Source organism: Streptomyces sp. N50, assembly GCF_033335955.1.
GTDB lineage: Bacteria > Actinomycetota > Actinomycetes > Streptomycetales > Streptomycetaceae > Streptomyces.
Map to the genome: position 1 here is coordinate 2,718,995 of NZ_CP137549.1, position 23,755 is coordinate 2,742,749.

General features: G+C 69.7%; 21 protein-coding genes and 2 pseudogenes. 11 read left to right on the forward strand and 12 right to left on the reverse strand.

Going from position 1 to position 23,755, the window contains the following annotated elements; translation table 11 throughout:
* Window positions 1-31 precede the first annotated feature (31 nt).
* A complete protein-coding gene (locus tag R2B38_RS11870) occupies window positions 32-1,969 on the forward strand; it encodes a glycogen debranching N-terminal domain-containing protein (protein WP_318016204.1) in 1,938 nt (645 codons plus the stop codon).
* Window positions 1,970-3,267: 1,298 nt separating this feature from the next.
* Window positions 3,268-4,932 (forward strand): sulfatase-like hydrolase/transferase, encoded by a 1,665-nt coding sequence (locus tag R2B38_RS11875; RefSeq protein WP_318021652.1) that lies wholly within the window; start codon window positions 3,268-3,270, stop codon window positions 4,930-4,932.
* 27 nt (window positions 4,933-4,959) lie between these two features.
* On the opposite strand, the gene dusB is transcribed toward R2B38_RS11875, so the two are convergent.
* Window positions 4,960-6,174 (reverse strand): tRNA dihydrouridine synthase DusB, encoded by a 1,215-nt coding sequence (gene dusB / locus R2B38_RS11880; protein ID WP_318016205.1) that lies wholly within the window; start codon window positions 6,172-6,174, stop codon window positions 4,960-4,962.
* A gap of 98 nt (window positions 6,175-6,272) precedes the next feature.
* On the opposite strand from dusB, the gene R2B38_RS11885 reads away from it, so the two are divergent.
* Entirely contained in the window at window positions 6,273-7,718 is a 1,446-nt protein-coding gene (locus R2B38_RS11885) for an MFS transporter (RefSeq protein WP_318016206.1), read from the forward strand.
* Between the two features lie 58 nt (window positions 7,719-7,776).
* Here R2B38_RS11885 and R2B38_RS11890 read toward each other — a convergent pair whose 3' ends face one another.
* Window positions 7,777-8,664 (reverse strand): helix-turn-helix transcriptional regulator, encoded by an 888-nt coding sequence (locus tag R2B38_RS11890; RefSeq protein WP_411978440.1) that lies wholly within the window; start codon window positions 8,662-8,664, stop codon window positions 7,777-7,779.
* Between the two features lie 101 nt (window positions 8,665-8,765).
* Here R2B38_RS11890 and R2B38_RS11895 point away from each other — a divergent pair, with 101 nt between their 5' ends.
* The 3 genes from R2B38_RS11895 (at window position 8,766) to R2B38_RS11905 (ending at window position 11,759) form a co-directional block, all read left to right on the forward strand.
* The gene (locus tag R2B38_RS11895; RefSeq protein WP_318016207.1) at window positions 8,766-10,193 is read left to right on the forward strand and encodes an MFS transporter; all 1,428 of its coding nucleotides are present in this window, start codon (window positions 8,766-8,768) and stop codon (window positions 10,191-10,193) included.
* A 135-nt stretch (window positions 10,194-10,328) separates the two neighbouring features.
* A complete protein-coding gene (locus tag R2B38_RS11900) occupies window positions 10,329-10,535 on the forward strand; it encodes a hypothetical protein (protein ID WP_033284661.1) in 207 nt (68 codons plus the stop codon).
* 75 nt (window positions 10,536-10,610) lie between these two features.
* Window positions 10,611-11,759 (forward strand): serine hydrolase domain-containing protein, encoded by a 1,149-nt coding sequence (locus tag R2B38_RS11905; RefSeq protein ID WP_318016208.1) that lies wholly within the window; start codon window positions 10,611-10,613, stop codon window positions 11,757-11,759.
* Window positions 11,760-11,768: 9 nt separating this feature from the next.
* On the opposite strand, the gene R2B38_RS11910 is transcribed toward R2B38_RS11905, so the two are convergent.
* Complete coding sequence (locus R2B38_RS11910) at window positions 11,769-12,353, reverse strand: TetR family transcriptional regulator (RefSeq protein ID WP_318016209.1); 585 nt, start codon at window positions 12,351-12,353, stop codon at window positions 11,769-11,771.
* A 26-nt stretch (window positions 12,354-12,379) separates the two neighbouring features.
* Entirely contained in the window at window positions 12,380-13,390 is a 1,011-nt protein-coding gene (locus R2B38_RS11915) for an aldo/keto reductase (RefSeq protein ID WP_318016210.1), read from the reverse strand.
* 177 nt (window positions 13,391-13,567) lie between these two features.
* Between R2B38_RS11915 and R2B38_RS11920 the strand changes: the two genes are divergently transcribed.
* Window positions 13,568-14,614: a chitinase gene (locus R2B38_RS11920; RefSeq protein ID WP_318016211.1), complete on the forward strand. Its 1,047-nt coding sequence runs from the start codon at window positions 13,568-13,570 to the stop codon at window positions 14,612-14,614.
* 65 nt (window positions 14,615-14,679) lie between these two features.
* On the opposite strand, the gene R2B38_RS11925 is transcribed toward R2B38_RS11920, so the two are convergent.
* Window positions 14,680-16,062 (reverse strand): glycine--tRNA ligase, encoded by a 1,383-nt coding sequence (locus tag R2B38_RS11925; protein WP_318016212.1) that lies wholly within the window; start codon window positions 16,060-16,062, stop codon window positions 14,680-14,682.
* 132 nt (window positions 16,063-16,194) lie between these two features.
* Between R2B38_RS11925 and R2B38_RS11930 the strand changes: the two genes are divergently transcribed.
* Genes R2B38_RS11930 through R2B38_RS11945 form a run of 4 tightly spaced genes read left to right on the forward strand, consistent with a single transcriptional unit; the run spans window position 16,195 to window position 19,311 of the window.
* On the forward strand, window positions 16,195-17,151 hold the full coding sequence (locus R2B38_RS11930) for a metal ABC transporter substrate-binding protein (RefSeq protein WP_318016213.1): 957 nt from the start codon (window positions 16,195-16,197) through the stop codon (window positions 17,149-17,151).
* Between the two features lie 23 nt (window positions 17,152-17,174).
* Window positions 17,175-17,927 carry a metal ABC transporter ATP-binding protein gene (locus R2B38_RS11935; protein WP_318016214.1) on the forward strand — a complete coding sequence of 251 codons (753 nt, stop codon included), beginning with the start codon at window positions 17,175-17,177 and terminating at the stop codon, window positions 17,925-17,927.
* Complete coding sequence (locus R2B38_RS11940; RefSeq protein WP_318016215.1) at window positions 17,927-18,829, forward strand: metal ABC transporter permease; 903 nt, start codon at window positions 17,927-17,929, stop codon at window positions 18,827-18,829. Before R2B38_RS11935 ends, R2B38_RS11940 begins: the two co-directional genes overlap by 1 nt.
* A 59-nt stretch (window positions 18,830-18,888) precedes the next feature.
* Window positions 18,889-19,311: a transcriptional repressor gene (locus R2B38_RS11945; protein WP_318016216.1), complete on the forward strand. Its 423-nt coding sequence runs from the start codon at window positions 18,889-18,891 to the stop codon at window positions 19,309-19,311.
* An 8-nt stretch (window positions 19,312-19,319) separates the two neighbouring features.
* Here the strand turns inward: R2B38_RS11945 and R2B38_RS11950 are convergent, their stop codons facing one another.
* The 7 genes and pseudogenes from R2B38_RS11950 to R2B38_RS11980 all read right to left on the reverse strand — a co-directional run bounded on the left by R2B38_RS11950 (window position 19,320) and on the right by R2B38_RS11980 (window position 23,738).
* Window positions 19,320-19,859 (reverse strand): YcxB family protein, encoded by a 540-nt coding sequence (locus R2B38_RS11950; protein WP_318016217.1) that lies wholly within the window; start codon window positions 19,857-19,859, stop codon window positions 19,320-19,322.
* Window positions 19,860-19,883: 24 nt separating this feature from the next.
* A complete protein-coding gene (locus R2B38_RS11955; protein ID WP_318016218.1) occupies window positions 19,884-20,735 on the reverse strand; it encodes an isoprenyl transferase in 852 nt (283 codons plus the stop codon).
* Between the two features lie 27 nt (window positions 20,736-20,762).
* Complete coding sequence (recO, locus tag R2B38_RS11960; protein WP_318016219.1) at window positions 20,763-21,512, reverse strand: DNA repair protein RecO; 750 nt, start codon at window positions 21,510-21,512, stop codon at window positions 20,763-20,765.
* Between the two features lie 71 nt (window positions 21,513-21,583).
* A complete protein-coding gene (locus tag R2B38_RS11965) occupies window positions 21,584-21,799 on the reverse strand; it encodes a hypothetical protein (protein ID WP_318016220.1) in 216 nt (71 codons plus the stop codon).
* A 410-nt stretch (window positions 21,800-22,209) separates the two neighbouring features.
* Window positions 22,210-22,362: pseudogene (locus tag R2B38_RS11970) on the reverse strand (VOC family protein); the annotation flags it as partial.
* Window positions 22,363-22,489: 127 nt separating this feature from the next.
* Window positions 22,490-22,630 (reverse strand): annotated as a pseudogene (locus R2B38_RS11975) (response regulator transcription factor); the annotation flags it as partial.
* Between the two features lie 31 nt (window positions 22,631-22,661).
* On the reverse strand, window positions 22,662-23,738 hold the full coding sequence (locus tag R2B38_RS11980) for a hypothetical protein (RefSeq protein WP_318016221.1): 1,077 nt from the start codon (window positions 23,736-23,738) through the stop codon (window positions 22,662-22,664).
* Window positions 23,739-23,755 lie beyond the last annotated feature (17 nt).

The window sequence follows — 23,755 nt, forward strand, 5'->3', positions numbered from 1 at the left end:
TCGCCAAGAGAGTCAAGGGAGGGGACCGGGGATGACGGACCGGCATCATCTGCTCGTGCACGGCGGGACGTTCGCAGCCGTGGGCGACGGCGGGGACATCAGCGGCGTACGGGGCGGCAGTTCCCCGGACGGGTTATTCGTACGGGACGCCCGGCATCTGAGCCGCTGGCAGTTGACGGTCGACGGCGCGGTGCCGGAGGCGCTGACGCCGGTGGCCGACGGGGACATGGCGCGCTGTGTCCTCGTCCCGCGCGGTGGCCGCCAGGAGCCGCCCGCACACACGCTCTTCCGTGAACAGGCCGTGGGCGACGGCGCGTTCGTCGAGTCGCTGAAGGTGACGAGCAACCGTCCGGTGCCGACGACGGTCCGGCTCGCGGTCACCGCCGACGCGGACTTCACGGACCAGTTCGAACTCCGCTCCGACTACCGCACCTACGCGAAGACCGGCGCGACCCGCTCCCGCCAAGTCCTGGAGGACGGCGTGGAGTTCGCCTACCAGCGCGGCGAATGGCGGTCCTGTACGACGGTCACGGCCGAGCCCGCTCCCGACGGCGTCGAGGAGACCGGCACCGGCGCCCGCCGCATGGTGTGGACCCTGGACCTCGAACCGCACGGCACCGCCGAGTTGGCGCTCCGCGTGATGGCCCGCCCGCACGGCGACAAGCGCGCCCTGCGGGTACCGCGCTCCCCGTCCGCCCTGAACGACCAACTCATCGCGCTGGAGGGCGAGTACGTCCAGGGCGTCTCCTTCCCCACCGGCTGGCCGGAGTTGGCGGCGGCCTGCGCCCGGGGCCTGTCGGACCTGGCCTCGCTCCAGGTACCGGCGACGGGCCCGGACGGCGAGGAGCTGCGCGTGCCGGCGGCCGGGGCACCGTGGTTCCTGACCCTGCTGGGCAGGGACGCGCTCTTGACGTCATTGTTCGCTCTCCCGTACCGCCCCCAACTCGCCGCCGCCACACTGCCGGCGCTGGCCGCGACGCAGGCGACGGCGGTGGGCCCCGAGTCGGTCTCCCAGCCCGGCAAGATCGTGCACGAGGTGCGGCACGGCGAGTTGGCGCACTTCGGGCAGGTGCCGTACGGGCGTTACTACGGCTCGGTGGACGCGACGCCGCTGTTCCTGGTGCTGCTCGGCGCGTACGTGGAGCAGACCGGCGACACGGCCCTGGCCCGCCGCCTGGAGCCCAACGCCCGTGCCGCGATCGGCTGGATGCTGGACCACGGCGGCCTCACGTCACGCGGTTACCTGGTCTACCGAGCCGACCAGGGCGGCCTCGCCAACCAGAACTGGAAGGACTCCCCCGGCGCGATCTGCGGCGCCGACGGCACGCGGGCGAGCGGTCCGGTGATGGCGGCGGGGGCGCAGGGGTACGCGTACGACGCGCTGCGCCGCACGGCGTGGGTGGCGCGGACGGTGTGGGAGGACGAGACGTACGCGGCCCTCCTGGAACAGGCCGCGTCGGACCTCCGGGACCGTTTCCAGCGGGACTTCTGGATGCGGGACCACTCGTTCCCGGCGCTGGCGCTGGACGGCGAGGGAAGGCAGGTCGACGCGCTGGCGTCGGATGCCGGGCATCTGCTCTGGTCCGGCCTGCTGGACAAGGAGTACGGCGAGCTGGTGGGCCGCAGGCTCCTGGCGCCGGACTTCTTCTCGGGCTGGGGAGTCCGCACGCTGGCGTCGGGCCAAGCGGCGTACCACCCGCTCTCCTACCACCGGGGTTCGGTCTGGCCGCACGACAACGCGCTGATCACACTCGGGCTTGCCCGCTACGGCCTGCACGACGAGGCCCGCACGGTCGCGCACGCGCTGGTCGACGCGGCGACGGCGACCGGCCACCGCCTCCCGGAGGTCCTCGCGGGCTACGGCCGCGACACCCACCCGGAGCCGGTTCCGTACCCGCACGCGTGCGTTCGGGAGTCCCGTTCGGCGGCGGCTCCGTTGGCGCTGCTCACGGCGGTCGGGGGCGCGTGACACAACGGTGATAAGGCGTTTGCCGGGTGTTTGCCCAGTTCCGTGAACAGGGGCCCGAGGCAACTCGTACGGAAGAGCGGCGGTCCTGCCTCCCCAGTCGGACCGCCCCTCCACTCCGATCACGGGCCTCGCACGGAAGGACCTTCGGGTTGCCTCAGCACACGAGCACACGCCAGACACCGAATACGGCCGGGGCAGCCGATGGCGAGGTACTGCCGCCGGACACGAACGACGAACCGACACCGAAGCCGACGCCGGGCGACGCGATAGCAACGCCGGAGGCCTCCGGCACCTCGTCCAAGTCCGAGGCGGGCGCGGGGAGTTCCGCGGTTGGCAAGGATGAGGCCGACACTTCCGAAGTCACCGCGAGCGAGGCCAAGGCCGGAACCTCCGCAGCTGCCGTCGCCGAGACCGGCCTGTCGGCGGGCCCCGACGGCAAGACCAAGGCCAGCACCCCCGCAGCCGCCGAGACGAAGGCCGAGCGCCTCGCGAGCGTCAAGAGCAAGGCCAGGCCTTCTGCTGGCGCCGCGACCAAGGCCGGCACCCTGGCGGGCTCCAAGACGAAGGCAGGTTCGCCCACAAGCGCCAAGCCCGAAGCCGGCGCTGCTGCCACGGCCCAGGCCGAGGCCGGTTCCCCTGTCCTTGCCGGGACCGAGGCCGGTTCCCCTGCGGGCGCCAAGCCCGAAGCCGACGCTGCCACTGCCCAAGCCGAGGCCGGTTCCTCTGTCCTTGCCGGGACCAAGGCCGGTTCCTCTGCGGGCGCCGAGACCGAAGCCGGCGCTTCTACCGCCGTGAAGACCGAGGCCGGTTCACTTCATGACGCCGCGACCAAGGCCGGCACCCCCGCAAGCGCCGCCCCCGAAGCCGGCGCTTCTCCCGCTGCCGAGACCGGGCAAGCCGAGGCCTCCACGCCCGAACGGGACGTAGAAGCGCCGTCCGGGACTACGGCGGAAGCCGCGCCCGAAACCGTGTCCGCCGGGACCCCCGACACCGCCTCCGGCGCCGTGAAGTCCCGGACGGCCGAGGACACCGGCGCCACCGCCCCCGAAGCCGTCGACTCCGAAGCCGTCGAGAAGGCCACCGCGACCGGCCCGTCCGCCGAAGTCGAAGCCGAACCCGACGCCTCAGCCACCGACACGGACCCGCACGCGGACACCTCAGCCGAAGCCGGCGCAGCCACCGGTGCCGACCCCGAAGCCGCCGTAGACACCGCCTCCGGCGCTACCGAGCCCACCACCCCCCGCCCCAAACGCCCAGGCCTACGCACCTGGAGCAGTCGCCTAGGCATCCGGCGCCGTATGCAAGCCTGGCGCGAGAGGCACCCCGTCGCCGCGCTCACCCTCTCCTGGGTCGTCACGTTCCTCGCCGCCGTGCTGGTCTACATCTGCCTCGAAATGCCCAACACCCTGGGCCAGTTGAGGCTCATGGAGTTCGCGCGGCTGCCCGCCGAGGCGATCATGGCGGCGGTGATCCTGCTGAGTCTGCCGCGGCGGGCCCGGATCATCGTGGCCGCGGGGTTCGGCGCGCTCGTCGGGGCCATCGCCGTGCTGAACATGTTCGACATGGGGTTCAACGAATACCTGGGCCGGCACTTCAACATCATCCTGGACTGGAGCCTGTTCGGGGACGCCCGCGGGTATCTGAAGGACACCTTCGGCGGGACGGCCACCCAGGTCATCACGGTCGCCCTCATCGCCCTCATCGTCGCGCTGATCGTCCTCGTCGCACTGGCGATGGTCCGCCTCAGCAACGTCCTGGTCGCCTACAAGGCCATCGCCACCAAGGGCACCCTGATCGCCGGCACGGTGTGGATCACCCTCACCGCCTTCGCGCTGGAGTTCCACGGCATCCCGCTCGCCGCCGACCACACCGCCGGCGTCATCAAGTACCAGGTGCGCGCGATGCAGGAAACCCTGCGCGACGAGGCCGAGTTCAAGAAGGTCGCGAAGGTCGACGCGTTCGGCAACACCCCCGGCAGCCAGCTCGTCCCGGGCCTCCGCGGCAAGGACATGATCTTCACCTTCATCGAGAGCTACGGCCGTAGCGCGATCGAGGACCCGATCATGGCGCCCGGCGTCGACTCGACGCTCGCCGCCGACACCAAGGCCCTCTCGAAGGCGGGCTTCGCCGCGAAGAGCGGCTGGCTGACTTCGGCGACCTACGGCGGCAGCAGCTGGCTCGGCCACTCCACCACCATGTCGGGCCTGTGGGTCAGCAACCAGCAGCGCTACCGCACGGTGATGGCCAGCGACCACCTGAGCCTGACCGACGCCTTCAAGAAGACCGGCGACTACGACACCGTCGGCGTGATGCCGGGCATCCAGAAGGGCTGGCCGGAGCAGAGCTTCTACGGCCTCGACAAGGTCTACAACGCCTTCCAACTCGGCTACAAGGGACCGAAGTTCAGCTGGTCGACGATGCCGGACCAGTACGCGCTGGAGCAGTTCCAGAAGCAGGTGCACAGCAAGCCGCGCGCCGACGGCAAGTCGCTGATGTCGATGATCATCCTGACCTCCAGCCACCAGCCCTGGGCGCCGATCCCGAAGCTCGTCCCGTGGGACCAGCTGGGCAACGGTTCGGTCTTCGACGCGATCCAGAAGGCCGGCAACAAGGCGTCCAGCGTCATCGCCGACACCACCAAGTCCCGCCAGGAGTACGGCAAGTCGATCCAGTACTCGGTGAACTCCCTCACCCAGTGGCTGGAGCGCTACGGCAACGACAACACCGTGCTCGTCTTCCTCGGCGACCACCAGCCGATCGCCCGGGTCAGCGGCAACCACGCCAGCCGTGACGTCCCGATCTCGATCGTCGCCAAGGACCCCAAGGTCCTTGAGAAGATCGACAGTTGGAACTGGACCGACGGCCTGCGCCCCGCCCACAAGGCCCCGGTCTGGAAGATGAGCGACTTCCGCGACAAGTTCCTGACGGCGTACGGCTCGACGCCCCACCCGAAGAAGAACTGAGCGAACCAGGTACCGGGCGAAGGGCGTTCAGCCCCCGGACGTGTCCAGTTCCGCGTCCTCGCTGATCCCCGCGCAGTCGTACGGGTCCTTCAGCCAACCGTCCGGCAACACCACCCTGTTGTTGCCGGACGTACGGCCGCGGGGCCCGTCCGCGCCGACCGGCCAGGGCTGGTCGAGGTCCAACTCGTCGAGCCCGGACCGGAGTTCCTCCAGCGACGAGGTGATCGCGAGCCGCTTGCGCATCTCGCTGCCGACCGCGAAGCCCTTCAGGTACCAGGCGACGTGCTTGCGGAAGTCGATGACTCCCCGCGCCTCGTCCCCGATCCACTCCCCGAGCAGCGTCGCGTGCCGCACCATGACGTCGGCGACCTCACGCAACGACGGCTCCAGACTGCATCCATCAGCGCCTCCGGCGCGGGCCTGTTGACGCCCCTCGAACGCGGCCACGAGGTCGGCGAACAGCCACGGCCGCCCGAGGCATCCGCGCCCGACCACGACCCCGTCGCACCCGGTCTCCCGCACCATCCGCAGCGCGTCCTGCGCCGACCAGATGTCGCCGTTGCCGAGCACGGGGATCTCCGGGACGTGCTCCTTCAGCCGCGCGATCGCGTCCCAGTCCGCCGTACCGCCGTAGTGCTGCGCGGCCGTGCGGCCGTGCAGCGCGATGGACGTGACGCCCTCCTCGACGGCGATGCGGCCGGCGTCGAGGAACGTGATGTGGTCGTCGTCGATGCCCTTGCGCATCTTCATCGTGACGGGCAGGTCACCGGCCCCGCTGACGGCCTCCTTCAGGATCGCCCGCAGCAGGTTCCGCTTGTACGGCAGCGCGGAGCCGCCGCCCTTGCGGGTGACCTTCGGCACCGGGCAGCCGAAGTTGAGGTCGATGTGGTCGGCGAGCCCCTCCTCCGCGATCATGCGGACGGCCTTGCCGACGGTCGCCGGGTCCACGCCGTACAGCTGGATCGAGCGAGGCTTCTCGGTCTCGTCGAAACGGATCAGCTGCATGGTCTTGTCATTGCGCTCGACCAGTGCCCGCGTCGTGATCATCTCGCTGACGAACAGGCCCTTGCCGCCGCTGAACTCCCTGCACAGGGTGCGGAAGGGCGCGTTCGTGATCCCGGCCATGGGAGCCAGGACGACGGGCGGCGAGACGGTGTGCGGGCCGACCTGCAAGGGGGGCACAGCCGGGGACGCGGACGGCGAGGCAGAGGGGGCGGCAGACAGGGACACGGGCGTGGACATTGCTCCATTGTCCCGTACGACGCCGGGTGCCCGGTTCCGAGGACCGTGTATCGGTAATTAGTTAGCCGCACTATCGAGTTTGGCGTACGATGGTGCGCATGCCCGAGCTCAGCCACCGCCGCCGACAGCTGGTGCTCGCGATCTGCTGCATGAGTCTGCTGATCGTGAGCCTGGACGTGACCATCCTGAACGTCGCGCTGCCCGCGATGCAGACCGATCTGCACGCGTCGACCTCCGGTCTGCAGTGGACGATCGACGCGTACACCCTGGTCCTGGCCTCCTTGCTGATGCTGGCGGGCTCCACCGCCGACCGGATCGGCCGCAAGCGGGTCTTCATCACCGGCCTGGTGGTCTTCAGCCTCGGCTCCCTGCTCTGCTCCCTGGCGCCGAATCTGGACGCGCTGATCTGGTTCCGCATGATCCAGGCGGTCGGCGGCTCGATGCTCAACCCGGTCGCCATGTCGATCATCACCAACACCTTCACCGAGCCGCGCGAGCGCGCCCGGGCGATCGGTGTGTGGGGCGCGGTCGTCGGCATATCGATGGCCGCGGGGCCGCTGATCGGCGGGCTGCTCGTGGACTCGGTCGGCTGGCGCTCGATCTTCTGGATCAACCTGCCAGTGGGGCTGGCCGCGCTGCTGCTCACGCTGAAGTTCATCCCCGAGTCCCGCGCGCCCAAGGCCCGCCGTGCCGACCCGGTCGGCCAGCTCCTGGTGATCGCGCTGTTCGGCTCCCTGACGTACGCGATCATCGAGGCGCCGAGCTCCGGGTTCACCTCGATCCTGCCGTTCGCGGTGCTGGCGTTGGCGGCCCTTGTCGCCCTGCTCTGGTACGAGCCTCGGCGCGATGAGCCGCTCATCGATCTGCGGTTCTTCCGGTCGGCTCCGTTCAGTGGGGCGACGGTGATCGCGATCAGCGCGTTCTCGGCGCTGGGCGGGTTCCTGTTCCTGTCCACGCTGTATCTGCAGAACGTGGTCGGTCTTGACGCGCTGCACGCCGGGCTGTGGATGCTGCCGATGGCTGTGCCCACGTTCCTTTGCGCGCCGGTCTCGGGGCGGCTGGTCGGTAGTCACGGGCCCCGAATATCCCTGTTGATCGCGGGGACGGCGATGACGGCGAGTGCGGTGATGTTCGCGGGGTTCGAGGCGGAGACGTCGGGGGTCTCGCGGTTCATCGGGTACGCGCTGTTCGGGATCGGGTTCGGGTTTGTGAACGCGCCGATCACGAACACCGCGGTGTCGGGGATGCCTCGGGCTCAGGCCGGGGTTGCGGCGGCGGTTGCTTCCACGAGTCGGCAGTTGGGGCAGACGCTGGGGGTTGCCGTGGTGGGGGCGGTGTTGGCTTCCGGGGTGTCTGCGTCGTCGTACAAGGAGACGTTTGTTTCTGCTGCTCGGCCCGGGTGGTGGATCTTGGTGGTGTGCGGGTTGGCTGTGCTGGTGCTCGGGGCGGTTACGAGTGGGGCTTGGGCTCGGCGGACTGCTGAGCGTACGGCTGAGAAGTTGGCGTCTGTTGAAGTGCGCGAAGCGGCGGGGATCAACGCTTAGTTTTGCGGGTGCGGGTGCGTCGTGGCTGGTCGCGCAGTTCCCCGCGCCCCTGGGTGACTTACCTTGCCTGTGCTAGTGCGTGCAGCCTCTCCAGGCGGGCTCGTGACTCGTCGTCCGCGGGAGCGTACGTCACCATCCTCGGGCCCCTCGCCGGGCCCAGCCACAAGTCGGTGTGGTCGACCGTGATGCGGCCCACGTGGGTGTTGCGGAACTCCTTGCGGCGGGGGCTGGCGCCCATGACCTCGTGGCGGTCCCAGACCTCGCGGAACTCGGGGGACGTGCGCAGGCGCTTGAGGAGGGTCTTCCAGGTGGGGTCGGCGAGGTGGTCGGCCATCGAGCCGCGGAAGCGGGCGGCCATGAGGCGCTGGGTCTTCTCCAGGTGCACGATCGACGACCGCCACTCCTCGTGCGTGTAGGAGAGGATCATGCAGTTGCGGTCCTCGGGCGGCACCGCGTCCAGGTCGCAGAGCAGCATCCCGTAGGTGCGGTTGTAGGCGAGGATGTCGTACCTGCTGTTCTGGAGGCAGGCCGGGATCGGGTCCAGCTGGTCCAGCATCATCTTCAGGGCGGGCGTGACGACCGCGCAGGTCGTGGCCGGCCGCGGGTCGATCGCACCGGCCAGCTGGAAGAGGTGGGTGCGTTCGCTGCTGTCCAGGAACAGGGTGCGGGCCAGCGCGTCCAGGACCTGTACCGAGACCTGGATGTCCCTCGCCTGTTCGAGCCACGTGTACCAGGTGACCCCGACCGCGGCGAGCTGCGCGACCTCCTCGCGGCGCAGGCCCGGTGTACGGCGCCGGGTGCCGCGCGGCAGGCCGACCTGCTCGGGGGTGATGTGCTCGCGGCGGTGGCGCAGGAACGCGGCGAGTTCATGGCGCCGGACCGTCGACGCGGTCTGCGGCGCAGGTGTCGTGCGCTCGGTCACCGTCTCCTGTGCCATGGTCGTCATCGCTCCAGTCTGCCGCTGTACGGAGCCTGTTTCCAGGTAGTCCTGCTACCAGGATAAGGACACTCTGGTACCAGTCTCCCGGGAGGCGCACGCTCGTCAACGTGACCGAAACCATCGCTTCCCGCACCGTGAAATCCCCGGCGGCGGCACCCGTGCTCAGCGGCCTCGGACTGTTCACGGTGCTGCTGGCCGCGGCGCTGCCCCTCATCGACTTCTTCATCGTGAACGTGGCCCTGCCGACCATCGGCAAGGACCTCTCGGCGAGCGAGGCCGTCCTCGAACTCGTCGTCGCCGGCTACGGAGTCTCGTACGCCGTGCTGCTCGTCCTCGGCGGCCGGCTCGGCGACCTGTTCGGGCGCCGGCGGCTGTTCCTGGGCGGGATGGCCGCCTTCGGTGTGACCTCGCTGGCGTGCGGGCTCGCGCCCACCGCCTGGACACTGGTCGTGGCGCGGATCGCGCAGGGCGCGGCGTCCGCGGCGATGCTCCCGCAGGTCCTCGCCACCATCCAGGCCGCCACGCAGGGCCCGCGCCGTGCCAAGGCGATGGGCCTGTACGGCGCGACCGCCGGGCTCGCCATGGTCGCGGGCCAGATCCTCGGCGGGGTCCTGGTGGCCGCCGACATCGCCGGTACCGGCTGGCGCGCGGTGTTCCTGGTGAACGTGCCGGTCGTCGTCATCGGACTGGTCCTGGCCGCCAAGGTCGTACCGGAGACGCGTTCGCAGCACCCCGAGCCGGTGGACGTCCCCGGCACCTTCCTGCTCGGCGCGTCCCTGCTGGCGCTGCTCGTGCCGCTGACCGAGGGCCGGGCGGCGGGCTGGCCGCTGTGGACGTGGCTGTCGCTGGCCGCGTTCCCGGGGCTCGCGACGGCGTTCTACGCGGTGGAGCGCAGGGCCGACCGGCAGGGGCTCACGCCGCTGGTGCCGCCGAGTCTGCTGGCGCTGACCTCGCTGCGGCGCGGGCTGGTGATGATCGTGCCGTTCGCGATCGGGTTCAGCGGGTTCATGTTCGTGATCGCGGTGGCGTTGCAGAGCGGCGCGGGTCTCGGCCCGGTCGCGGCGGGCCTCGCGCTCGTCCCGCTGGCGGTGACGTTCTTCCTCGCCTCGCTCGCCGGGCCGCGGCTGGTGAACCGGTACGGCACGCGGGTCGTGACGGCGGGGTCGGTCATCCAGGCGGTGGGGCTCGGCCTGATCGTGTTGGCCGTGTCGCGTTCGTGGCCGCATCTCGGCTTTGTCGAACTGCTCCCCGGCGCGGCCGTCGCCGGAGCCGGTCAGGCGCTCCAACTCCCCATCATCTTCCGGATCATCCTGTCCGAGGTGCCGACCGCCCGTGCCGGTGTGGGCGCCGGCGTCATGGTCACCACCCAGCAGTCCGCACTGGCCCTGGGCGTGGCCACCCTCGGCACCCTCTTCCTCTCCCTGGTCCCGGGGATGGGCATGCAACACGCCCTGGCGATAACGCTGTTGGCGCAGCTGGCCGGGGTCGTGCTGACCGGCCTGCTCAGCCTGCGGCTGCCGCGCGCCATCGGCTGACATACCGGACGTCACGCCAGTCGTCACTCCGGATGTCATGTTCACAGCTTGGACAACTCGACGTGAATTGAGCCCTGTTGATGTTGGTCTTGCTGCACACTCCTTGCCGGAGACTCCTGAACGGAGGCGAGGCGCATGTTGCAGATCAACACGAGCAAAGTGAGCCGCTGGGACCAGCACGGGCGGGAACATGTCGTCCGCGTGCAGCGCAAGGGCGCGCAGCGCACGATCGTGTGCGACACCTGCGGCTGGAAGAAGAACGCGCAGTTCCTGCCCTGGCTGAAGGCGGAGGAGCATCTGGCGGAGGAGCACCAGGCGACGAAGGACCCGTCCGCCGACTGACGACCGGGGAGCGATGAGTTCGGGAGGCGGGGAGAGTCGTATCCGATACGACTCCCCGGACCGGAAGGCCGACCGATGAGCTCTCTCCACGACACCCTGCGGCGACGCGTCGACGACGGCACCGTGCCGGGAGCGGTGGGCCTGGTGGCCCGCGGCGACGACGTCGAGGTGGTCGCCGTCGGCTCCGTCGACGTCGAAGGCACCGCCCCGATGGCCCGCGACGCGATCTTCCGGATCGCCTCGGTCAGCAAGCCGGTCACGGCGGCGGCGGTGCTGGCGCTGGTGGAGGACGGGCGGCTCGCGCTGGACGCCCCGGTGGCGGAGTGGCTGCCGGAGCTGGCCAAGCCGACGGTGGTCCGCACGCCCTCCTCTCCGGTCGAGGACGTCGTGCCCGCGGACCGCCCCGTCACCGTCGAGGACCTGCTGAGCTTCCGGGCCGGCTGGGGCTTCCCGGACGACTTCTCCCTCTCCGCGGTCCAGGCGCTGCTGGCGTTCCAGCAGGACGGCCGCGCGCCCTATCTCCAGCCCGGCCCTGACGAGTGGCTCGCCGCGCTGTCCCGGATCCCGATGGTGCGCCAGCCGGGCGCCGCGTGGCTGTACAACACCTGCTCGGACATCCAGGGTGTCCTGGTCGCCCGGGCCTCGGGCTCGTCCTTCCCCGACTTCCTGGCGGAGCGGTTCTTCGGGCCGCTGGGCATGACGGACACGGGGTTCTCGGTGCCGGAGTCGAAGCGGGCCCGCTTCACCACCGCCTACACCCCGGGCGAGCTGGGCACGCTGGAGCGGGCCGACACCCCGGACGGCGGCTTCAGCAGGCCCCCCGCCTTCCCCTCGGGCGCCGGCGGCCTGGTCTCGACGGCCGACGACCTGCTGGCCTTCGGCCGGATGCTCGCGAACGCCGGCGCCGCGCCGGACGGCACCCCGGTCCTCTCCCCCACCTCCGTGAGCCGCATGACCACCAACCACCTCACCGCCGCCCAGCGCGACGCCTCGGCCCTGTTCCTGGAGGGCCAGGGCTGGGGCTACGGCGGCCAGGTCGACGTCGCTCCGGTCGACCCGTGGAACGTCCCCGGGCGCTACGGCTGGGTGGGCGGCACCGGCACAGCGGCCCACGTGGTCCCGCCCACGGGCACGGTGACGGTCCTGCTGACCCAGGTGGCGATGACCAGCCCGACACCGACAGCGCTGATGCGGGAGTTCTGGGGGTGCGCGGCAATCGGTTAGACAGCGCGGCTAGCTCCGCAGCCCGCGCACCAGCAGCTCCACCAGTGCCTCGAACTCCGCGTCCGCGCCCGGCTTCCGCCACTCCCGCGCGTAGGACGGGTCGTGGAAGCAGGTGGCGGCCTGGAAGACGGTGCGGGCGGCGACGGCCGGGTCGGGGGCGGTGAAGACGCCGCTCTCGACGCCCGCGCCGATGATCGCGGTGAGCTGGCCGATAAGTTCGTCGAGGTGCTCGGCGACCATCTCGCCCGCCTCCTGGGCGAGAACCATGTACGTGGCGAACATCTCGGGATCGTCGCCCGCCTTGCGGCGCTTGGCGTCGAAGAGGCCCGCCAGCCAGGCGCGGAGGCGGGTCTCGGGGTCGCGGGCATCGGCCGTGAAGCGGGAGAGGTTCTCCGAAGTCCGGTCCAGCCAGCGCTTGGTGACCGCCGCGCGCAGGGCCGCCTTCGTGCGGAAGTGCCGGTAGACGGTGCCATGGCTGACGCCGAGCGCGCGGGCCACGTCCACCACGGTGGCCTTCGCCGGGCCGTGGCGGCGCAGCACCTCCTCGGTCGCTTCGAGGATGCGCTCGGCGGTCAGGGTCTCGCTCGGTGCCATGACGAAGACCGTACCCGCAGGAGGGATCAGTGCTCGCTGTCGAGGTGCGCCATCATCGCCGACGGGTAGCGCTCGCCCACCGCCGAGTCCGCCGGTACGGCCGCCTCGATCGCCGCCAGATCAGCCGCGTCCAGGACGACGTCCAGCGCGCCCAGCGACTCCGCGAGCCGCTCCCGGGTGCGCGCGCCGACCAGCGGCACGATGTCCTCGCCCCTCGACAGCACCCAGGCGATGGCGAGTTGGGCGACGGAGACGCCCTTCTGCTCGGCGAGCTTGCGCAGCTGCTCGACCAGGGTCAGGTTGTGCTGGAGGTTCTCGCCCTGGAAGCGCGGCGAGTGTGCCCGGAAGTCGGTCGCGCCGAGCTGCCGGTCGGGCGTGAAGTGCCCGGAGATCAGCCCGCGCGACAGCACGCCGTACGCCGTCACGGAGATGCCCAGCTCGCGGGTGACCGGCAGGATCCGGTCCTCGATGCCGCGCGTGATCAGCGCGTACTCCAGCTGCACATCCGCGATCGGCGCGGTGGCCGCGGCCCGGCGGATCGTGTCGGCGCCGACCTCGCTGAGGCCGATGTGCCGGACGTAGCCCTGCTCGACCAGTTCGGCGATCGCGCCGACCGTCTCCTCGATCGGTACGCCGGGGTCGACCCGGGCGATGCGGTACACGTCGATGTGGTCGACGCCGAGGCGCTGGAGGGAGTACGCGGCGAAGTTCTTCACGGCGGCGGGCCGGCCGTCGTACCCGCTCCAGCCGCCGGCCGGGTCACGCAGGGCCCCGAACTTCACGCTGGTGAGGGCCTGTTCACGGCGGGCGGCGGGGGCGGTGCGCAGGGCCTCGCCGATCAGCAGCTCGTTGTGGCCCATGGCGTAGAAGTCGCCGGTGTCGAGGAGCGTCACGCCCGCTTCGAGGGCCGCGTGGATGGTGGCGATGGATTCGGCGCGGTCCGCTTCGCCGTACAGCGCGGACATGCCCATGCAGCCGAGGCCGAGGGCGGAGACCTGGGGGCCGGTGGTTCCGAGTGTGCGCGTGGGGATCGTCATGTCCTCCACCTTGGCATGACAGCTGACAGATTTCAATATCTGTCATTCCATACTTGTCAGCAGCCCCGGCGCGGACGCGGTCGACTGGTACAGACCTCTTGACGAAAGGTCTGGACCACGAGCACTGTCATGCCTACGACACACGACACCTCACCGCACCCCCACCGGGAGGCCCGTATGCTCCGTCGCCTTGTCACCGCCGCCCTCACCGCGGCCACCCTGCTCGTCCCCCTCACGATCGCCACCGCCCCCACCGCCTCGGCGGCCGACACCTGCGCCGTGAAGTCCCGCCCGGCCGGCAAGGTCCTCCAGGGCTACTGGGAGAACTGGGACGGCTCCTCCAACGGCGTTCATCCGCCCTTCGGTTGGACCCCGATCACCAACTCCGCGATCGCCGCCCACGGCTACAACGTGATCAACGCGGCCTTCCCGGTGATCCGTTCGGACGGAACGGCCCTGTGGGAGGACGGCATGGACACGGGCGTGAAGGTGGCCACGCCCGCCGAGATGTGCGCGGCGAAGGCCTCCGGCCAGACGATCCTGATGTCGATCGGCGGCGCGGCCGCGGGCATCGACCTCAGCTCAACCACCGTGGCCGACAAGTTCGTCTCGACGATCGTGCCGATCCTGAAGAAGTACAACTTCGACGGCATCGACATCGACATCGAGACGGGCCTGGTCGGCAGCGGGAACATCGGCCAACTCTCCACGTCCCAGGCCAACTTGATCCGCATCATCGACGGCATCCTCGCCCAGATGCCGTCCAACTTCGGCCTGACGATGGCCCCGGAGACCGCCTACGTCACCGGCGGCAGCATCACGTACGGCTCGATCTGGGGCGCGTATCTCCCGATCGTGAAGAAGTACGCGGACAACGGCCGCCTGTGGTGGCTCAACATGCAGTACTACAACGGCAGCATGTACGGCTGCTCCGGCGACTCGTACTCGGCCGGCACGGTCGCGGGCTTCACCGCCCAGACCGACTGCCTCAACAAGGGCCTGGTCGTGCAGGGTACGACGATCAAGGTGCCGTACGACAAGCAGGTCCCGGGCCTGCCCGCCCAGTCGGGCGCGGGCGGGGGCTACATGTCGCCGTCGCTGGTCTCCCAGGCGTGGAAGCACTACGGCACCAGCCTCAAGGGCCTGATGACCTGGTCGATCAACTGGGACGGCTCGAAGAACTGGACGTTCGGCGACAACGTGAAGTCCCTGCAAGGGCGTTGAGACCGCACGCGAAAGGCCGGACGGGCATCCAGCCCGTCCGGCCTTTCGTTCAGGCGGAGTTGACCCTAGGCGCCGACGAGACGCGCGGCCAGGTAGCCCTCGATCTGGTCGAGGGACACCCGCTCCTGCTTCATCGAGTCGCGCTCGCGCACCGTCACCGCGTTGTCGTCGAGCGTGTCGAAGTCGACCGTCACACAGAACGGCGTGCCGATCTCGTCCTGCCGGCGGTAGCGGCGGCCGATGGCGCCCGCGTCGTCGAACTCGATGTTCCAGTTCTGACGGAGCGCGGCGGCGAGTCCCTTGGCCTTCGGGGACAGCTCGGGGTTGCGGGACAGCGGAAGCACCGCGACCTTCACCGGGGCGAGCCGGTGGTTGAGGCGCAGCACCGTGCGCTTCTCCAACTTGCCCTTGGCGTTGGGCGCTTCGTCCTCGACGTACGCGTCGAGCAGGAACGCCAGCATCGCGCGGCCGACACCCGCCGCGGGCTCGATGACGTACGGCGTCCAGCGCTCGCCGGCCTCCTGGTCGTAGTAGGCGAGGTCCTGGCCGGAGGCCTTGGAGTGGGCGCCGAGGTCGTAGTCGGTGCGGTTGGCGACGCCCTCCAGCTCACCCCACTCGTTGCCGCCGAACTGGAAGCGGTACTCGATGTCGGCGGTGCGCTTGGAGTAGTGGGAGAGCTTCTCCTTGGGGTGGTCGTACCACCGCATGTTCTCCTCGCGCAGGCCCAGGCCGGTGTACCAGTTCCAGCGCTGCTCCATCCAGTACTCCTGCCACTTCTCGTCCTCGCCCGGCTTGACGAAGAACTCCATCTCCATCTGCTCGAACTCGCGGGTCCGGAAGATGAAGTTGCCGGGCGTGATCTCGTTGCGGAAGGACTTGCCCATCTGCGCGATGCCGAACGGCGGCTTCTTGCGCGAAGCGACCTGCACCTGGGCGAAGTTGGTGAAGATGCCCTGGGCGGTCTCGGGGCGCAGGTAGGCGACGGAGCCGGTGTCCTGCGTCGGGCCCAGGTGGGTGGAGAGCAGGCCGGAGAACTCCTTGGGCTCGGTGAACTGGCCCTTGTTGCCGCAGTTGGGGCAGTTGATGTCGGCGAGGCCCTTCTCGGGGGCGCGGCCGTGCTTGGCCTCGTACGCCTCCTCCAGGTGGTCCGCGCGGAACCGCTTGTGGCACGAGGTGCACTCGGTCAGCGGGTCCGAGAAAGTGGCGACATGGCCGGAGGCGACCCACACCTCGGGGGCCAGGATCACGGACGAGTCGATACCGACCACGTCCTCGCGCGACGTCACCATGTAGCGCCACCACTGGCGCTTCAGGTTCTCCTTGAGCTCGACACCCAGCGGCCCGTAGTCCCAGGCGGCGCGCTGGCCGCCGTAGATCTCACTACTGGGGAATACGAAGCCACGGCGCTTGCTCAGGCTGACGATGGTGTCGATCTTGTCGGCGGCCACGGTGCTCTCTTCATGACGAATGGACAGGCAGCGAATGCCTCAGGTTACCGGCGCCTCCCGCCCCCGTATCAAATCGGTTCCGTACCCAGGGCTTGTTGACAACGGTTTCCATGTCAGTTGAAAATGACTGTCATGAACGTACGACGACGCCACATATCCGGGATCGCCATCGCCGCGGCCACCGCCCTCGGTCTCGGGACCCTCTCCGCCTGCTCCGACAGCGCTGCCGCGGCCAACACGGACAAGTTCGACGTCGTCGCGGCGTTCTACCCACTCCAGTACCTCGCCGAGCAGATCGGCGGCAGCCACGTCCACGTCACCAGCCTGACGAAGCCCGGCCAGGAGCCGCACGACCTGGAGATCAGCGCGCAGCAGACCGCCGCGCTCGGGCAGTCCGACGCGGTGCTCTACCTCAAGAACCTCCAGCCCTCCGTCGACTCCGTGGTGAGCCAGTCCGACGTCAGGACGAAGATCGACGCCGCCTCCCTGACCACCGAGGAGAAGCACGGCAACGAGGTCGGCGGACACGCGGCCTCGCACGACACCTCGAAGAACGACGAGCTGGCCGGCCTCGACCCCCACATCTGGCTCGACCCGGTGCGCTACGCCCAGGTCGCCGAGGGCGTCGGCAAGGCCTTCGAGAAGGCCGACCCGAAGAACGCGGCCGACTACAAGGCGCGCACCGCGGCCCTGGTCAAGAAGCTGGACGCGCTCAACACCGAGTTCAAGACCGGCCTCGCGAACACCAAGACCAAGGTGTTCATCACCACACACGCAGCTTTCGGCTACCTCGCCGAGCGCTACGGCCTCACCGAGGAGGCCATCAACGGCCTCGACCCGGAGTCGGAGCCGAGTGCCAAGCGCGTCAAGGACCTTGAGAAGATGGCCAAGGCCGACGGCGTCACCACGGTGTTCTACGAGACCCTCGTCAGCGACAAGACCGCGAAGACCATCGCCGCCGACGCGAACCTGAAGACCGACGTCCTCGACCCGATCGAGGGCATCACCAAGAAGTCCCGCGGCAAGGACTACTTCTCGGTCCAGCAGGCCAACCTCAAGGCGCTGCGGACGGCCCTGGGAACCAAGTGATCTACAGCAGTACGGAGGACACAGTGGCCGAGCCCGTCATATCGCTGCGCGGAGTCCGCGCCGAGCTGGGCTCGCGCCCCGTCCTGCGCGGCATCGACCTCACCGTGCGCCGCGGTGAGGTGGTCGCGCTGCTCGGCGCCAACGGCTCCGGCAAGTCGACCGCGATCCGCACGATCATCGGCCAAGTGCCTTTGTCCGCAGGCGAGATCGAGCTGTTCGGCACCCCGCGCCGCGCCTTCCGCGACTGGCGGCGCGTGGGGTACGTACCGCAGCGCACGACGGCCGGAGGCGGGGTGCCCGCCACGGTCACCGAGATCGTCGCGTCCGGCCGCCTCTCCCGCGCCCGCTTCGGCCTGCTGCGCAAGACGGACCACGAGGCCGTACGGCACGCCCTGGAGCTGGTCGGGATGGCGGACCGCGCCAAGGACTCGGTCGACGCGCTCTCCGGCGGCCAGCACCAGCGCGTGCTGATCGCCCGCGCGCTCGCCGCCGAACCCGAACTCCTCATCATGGACGAGCCGATGGCGGGCGTGGACCTGGCCAGCCAGAAGGTCCTCGCGGACACCCTGACCCGCCAAGTCGCCGAGGGCACAACGGTGTTGCTCGTCCTGCACGAACTCGGCCCGCTGGAACCGCTGATCGACCGCGCGGTCGTCCTGCGCGACGGCTGCGTCCAGCACGACGGCCCGCCCCCGCGCGCGCTGGGCCAGCACGCGCTGCCCGGCCACGACCACGTACATCCCCACGAGCCGCTTCACACGGGACTGCTGAGCTGATGGACCTCCTCGACTACGCCTTCATGCAGCGGGCGCTCATCGCCGCCGTCCTCGTCGGCATCACCGCCCCCGCGATCGGCATCTACCTCGTCCAGCGCCGCCAGCCCCTCATGGGCGACGGCATCGGCCACGTCGCGATGACCGGCGTGGGCCTCGGCTTCCTGCTCAACGCCTCCCCGGTCTGGATGGCCACCGCCGTCTCCGTCCTCGGCTCGGTCCTGATGGAACTGATCCGCTGGTACGGCAAGACCCGCGGCGACATCGCCCTCGCGATGCTCTTCTACGGCGGCATGGCGGGCGGCGTGATGTTCGTCAACCTCGCGCCGGGCGGCTCGAACGCCAACCTGAGCTCGTACCTCTTCGGCTCCCTCTCGACGGTCTCGCAGTCCGACGTGACGGCGATCGGCATCCTGGCCGCCTTCGTGATCGTGGTCACCCTCGGCCTGCGGCGGCAGTTGTTCGCCGTGAACCACGACGAGGAGTTCGCGCGGGTCACCGGCCTGCCCGTGCGCGCCCTGAACCTGCTGACGGCGGTCACCGCGGCCGTCACGGTCACCGTCGCGATGCGGGTCGTGGGCCTGATCCTGGTCTCCGCGCTGATGGTGGTGCCGGTCGCCGCCGCGCAGCAGCTGACCCGCAGTTTCGGGGCGACGCTGGCGATCGCGGGCGTGATCGGCGTGACCGTGTCGGTCAGCGGCACCGTGACGTCGTACTACCAGAACGTCCCGCCCGGCGCGACGATCGTGCTCCTGACGATCGCCGCGTTCATCGCGCTGACCGCGCTGGCGACTCCGCTGGCGAGGCGCCGGGCCCGGGCCGCGGCCGCCGCGCGACCTGCCGGGGACCCGGTGGAATGCGCGATTCCAGCCACACGGGGGGCCGCCGACGAGGTCGGCGTCTGACCACGCACAGCCCGGGCTGGCACAATGGCTCGGCAAAGTGCAGACGTGAGGAGGCAACGGTGACGACGGCCGGCCCGCCCGTAAAGGGACGCTCCACCCGCCAGCGTGCCGCCGTGTCGGCGGCGCTCAACGAGGTCGACGAGTTCCGCAGCGCCCAGGAACTCCACGACATGCTCAAGCACAAGGGTGACTCGGTGGGCCTGACCACGGTCTACCGCACCCTCCAGAACCTCGCCGACGCCGGCGAGGTCGACGTCCTGCGCACGGACGAGGGCGAGTCCGTGTACCGCCGCTGCTCCACGGGCGACCACCATCACCACCTGGTGTGCCGGGTCTGCGGCAAGGCGGTGGAGGTGGAAGGGCCGGCGGTCGAGAAGTGGGCGGAGGCCATCGCCGCCGAGCACGGGTACGTGAACGTGGCGCACACGGTGGAGATCTTCGGGACCTGCGCGGAGTGCGCGGCGGCGACCTCGAAGAGCTAGACGAAGAGCTAGACCCGGAGCACGTGCGCGTCGAGGATCGCGCGCAGTCGGTCGGCGTCGGCCGGGTCGGCCAGGCCGCGCTTCGGGAGGAGGGTGACACCGACGGCGTTCTTGTCGGAGCTGAACAGGAAGAACGCGTCCGGCGTCTCCCGGTAGCGGGGCTGCACGGTCCAGTTGATCGAGGTCGACGAGTCGTCGGTGACCACCGACACCCCGACGTCCGTGACCGTCGCGCGGAACACCCCCCGGCGCTCCGTGTGGCGATGGAACTGGCGGGCCATGAGCCAGGGTTGGAACATCAGCAGCAGCACGGCCATGATCAGACCGGCGATCAGCGGAAGCGGCACCGACTCACCACCGGCCAGTGACACCGCCACCGCCACGACGGCGAAGAAGACCGCGACGCCGAACATCCACAGCTGCCTTCGACCCGCCCTGCTGACCCGCCTGCGCGCTTTCAGCGCCGCCGTGAAGTCCTCGACGGTCAGCTGATACACCAGCTCGACCGACTCCCCCGTCAGGTCCCGCGGATCCCGCCCCATGTCCATGAGGCGGGATGGTAGCCGCCGTTCCTAGCCCTCCTCGGGCCGCCCCCGCATCGCCGCTTCCATCGCGAGCAGCTTCTCGTTCGGCACGGCCCCGCCGAACCGCCGGTCCCGCTGGGCGAATTCGACGCACGCGCGCCACAGGTCACGCCGGTCGAAGTCCGGCCACAGCACGTCCTGGAAGACCATCTCGGCGTAAGCGCTCTGCCAGATCAGGTAGTTGGAGGTGCGCTGTTCCCCGCTGGGGCGCAGGAAGAGGTCGACCTCGGGCATGTCCGGGTAGTACATGTACTTGCCGAGGGTCTTCTCGTCGACCTTGGCCGGGTCGAGCCGGCCCGCCGCCACGTCCTCGGCCAACGCCCGTGCCGCGTCGGCGATTTCGGCCCGGCCGCCGTAGTTCATGCAGAAGTACAGGGTCAGCGCGTCATTGTTCTTGGTCTGCTCCTGCGCGATCTGGAGCTCCTTGGCGACCGACCGCCACAGCTTGGGCATCCGGCCCACCCACCGCACCCGGATGCCGAGTTCGTCGAGGGTGTCGCGGGACTTGCGGATGAAGTCGCGGTTGAAGTTCATGAGGAAGCGCACCTCGTCGGGCGACCGCTTCCAGTTCTCGGTGGAGAAGGCGTACAGCGAGATCGCCCCGACGCCCATCTCGACGCCGCCCTGCAGCACGTCCAACACCCGCTCGGCGCCGACCTTGTGGCCCTCGGTGCGCGGCAGCCCCCGCGCCTTCGCCCACCGTCCGTTCCCGTCCATGACGATCGCCACGTGCTTCGGGATCAGCTCACCGGGCAGCTTCGGCGCGGTGGCCCCGGACGGGTGCGGCTCCGGCGCCGTGTACTCGCGCCGCTGGCGCCCCAGGATCCCGCGTACGGCCATGTGCTTCTCGTCTCCTCTTTCCGACTACTACGACTTCTCTACGTACCGCAGTGAACGAAGCCCGCGCTCCAGATGCCAGTGCAGATAGGCGGACACCAGCCCGCTCCCCTCCCGCACATGCCGCGCCTCGCACGCGTCCGCCGTCTCCCAGTCTCCCGTAAGCAGCGCACCGAGAAGCTCCAGGGCCTGCGGCGAGGGTACGACGCTCCCCGCCACCCGGCAGTCCGCGCAGACGACCCCGCCCGACGCCACGGAGAAGAACCGGTTCGGTCCCGGCATCCCGCACTTCGCGCAGTCCCCGAAGCTTGGCGCGTACCCGTTGACGGCGAGCGACCGCAGCAGGAACGCGTCAAGAATCAGATGCGGAGCATGCTCCCCGCCGGCCAGCGTCCGCAGCCCGCCCACGAGCAGCAGGTACTGCTGTACGGCGGGCTCGCCCTCGTGATCGGTGAACCGCTCGGCCGTCTCCAGCATGGCCGTACCGGCGGTGTACCGCGCGTAGTCGGCGACGATCCCGCCACCGTACGGAGCGATGGTCTCGCTCTGGGTGCACAACGGCAGCCCGCGGCCGATCAGTTCACTGCCCCGCGCGAAGAACTGGACGTCCACATGGGAGAAGGGTTCCAGCCGCGCCCCGAACTTCGACTTGGTCCGCCGCACCCCGCGCGCCACCGCGCGTACCCGCCCGTGACCCCGGGTGAGCAGCGTGATGATCCGGTCCGCCTCACCCAGCTTCTGGGTGCGCAGCACGATGCCGTCGTCGCGGAACAGGCTCATGCCGCCCATTGTCCCCTACGGCTCCGCGGCGCCACGCCGTCTCAAGGAACCGCCAGGGACCTCAAGGCACCTCAAGGCACCTCACCGCGACTGCGGGCGTTCGCGTACGCGGTCGCCGCGCTCAGCCGCTCGGCCGGGGTCGCGTCCCGTACGGCGGCCGGCTCGGCGTCCCACTCCCGCCCGCCGCCGTACGGGCGCAGCTGAACATAAGGCCCCTCATGCCCCATGACGATGCCCACTCTCCCGCTACGGGTGTCCACGGCGACCGATCCGACAGGCGGCTTCATCGCTCTCCTCGCACCCGAATCCGGAATTCCATCAAGGTTTCCTTCGCCTCCCAGCAGTGTGCCCACACCTGGCTCCCCTGCCTTTTCGACTTTCACGCTTCCCGTCTCCCCAGGGCCCCTTCTCCCCCTACACTCGGCAGGAGTCTGTCGACAGCACGTGACGGCAAGTGCGGGGCAGGGCAAGGGTGTTGGCCTTGGCCAATGGTTCACGGCCGACGGCCCGGGAGGTTTATCGGCCGATTCGAACAAGGCATTCGGAAATCACGGACAGGGCCGCCCGACAGGTTTGACGGGATTCCGAAAACCGACGGAAGACGACTTCGCACACATCAGGCTCGCGCAGACACGGGACCCTTAACGGGAAGCGCTGCTGAGCATGCGCGTACTCCAGACCGACATCGGGCCTGGCCCTACTGGACGGCCAGCGGGTTGATACGAGCCTTGAGCAGGCAGAACTCATTGCCCTCGGGGTCGGCCAGCACATGCCACTGCTCCTCCCCCGTCCGACCGATGCCGGCCCGGCGCGCACCGAGCGCCAGCAGGCGTTCGAGCTCGGCCCACTGCCCTTCCTCGCTCCCGAGCACGACGAAGCCCAGGACCTCGCGACAGCACTGGACGACTCGATCACGGTCGAAGGCTTTTCCGTCCCCGGCCAGGTCACACCACCGCCACCCGGCGCCTGCCCCCCTCCTACCCCACCGAGACCAGTCCCGCCTCATAGGCCAGGATCACCAGCTGGACCCGGTCCCTCGCGTCCAGCTTGGTGAAGAGGCGGGTCAGGTAGGTCTTCGCGGTGGCCACGCTGATGTGCGGCTCGGCCGCGATCACGGTGTCGTTGACGCCGTCCGAACGTCCGCCGCCGTCACGGCTGTTGGCGTTGACCGGCGGGATGTGTGACCGCCCTTCCCTCGTCCGGCTCCGGCGCGGGTTGCGGGGCCCGGTCCGGTTCTGTTCTCGTCGCCTCCCACAGGACGTTGAAGCGGTTGACCCGCTCCTCCACATGCTCGCGCGTCATCTTCAGGGTCGTCTTGGACGGCATGACCCGGATGTCCGGCTCGGTCTCGTAGGAGAGTTCGCCGTCGAAGATGATGAAGTCGTTCAGCGAGTTCATCTGGGCGGTCGGTTCCAGCTGGGCGCGGACCGCGATCCGGGCCTCGATCCCGGACCTGATGTGTCGGGCGCAGAGCAGGCGGAGGCCGGGGGTGATCTCCTCCTCCTTGTCGACGAGGAACACGCGCCGGATCTTCACGCCCCGTGTCTTGATCGCCGTCTCCTGAGCGGCGAGATACCGCCCGGCCGGCTCGCTCGACCAGAAGTCCCGGTCGACGGAGGTGCTGGTGGCGTAGAGCGTGCGCTTGACGCACTTGGTGAGGTCGATCAGCCACTCGTGGTTCTCGCCGGGGCAGTCCGCCGTGCCGTTGCCGAGGTTCTCCATCAGGAGGGCCAAGCGGCCCAACTCCTCCTCGGCGAAGGCCTTGACGATGTCCGCGCCCTGCTCGCCGACTTTCGTGTAGCCCAGCACCAGCCGGGTCACCTCGTCGGAGCGGAGCACCGAGCCGTCGACCTTGCTGTACAGCTCGGTCGCCGCGTTGATCTTCGCGAAGCTCTCGTCGACCGCCGCGCGCATCTCGGTGTGATGGCTGGACAGGCTGTCCTTCATGTCCCGGATGCGCCGCTTCTGGCTCTCCTGGACGGCCTCAAGGCGCTCGCCGAAGTCCACGAGCAGTTGCACGATCAGGGTGGCGCAGCCCAGGACGATGGACATCGTCCACTGCCACAGGTCGCCGTCGTTCTCGTTGAGGACGTTGGTCACGAAGAACGCGGCCACTCCCGCTAAGACCGCGAACCCGGTCCTGATGAACAGCCTCGACCCGCGCTGGGGCTGGTCCTGCTGTGGAACGGCCCCTGGTCCCGCCCCTGTTGTCGTCACTCCGTTCATGTGAGCCTCTCCCCCGT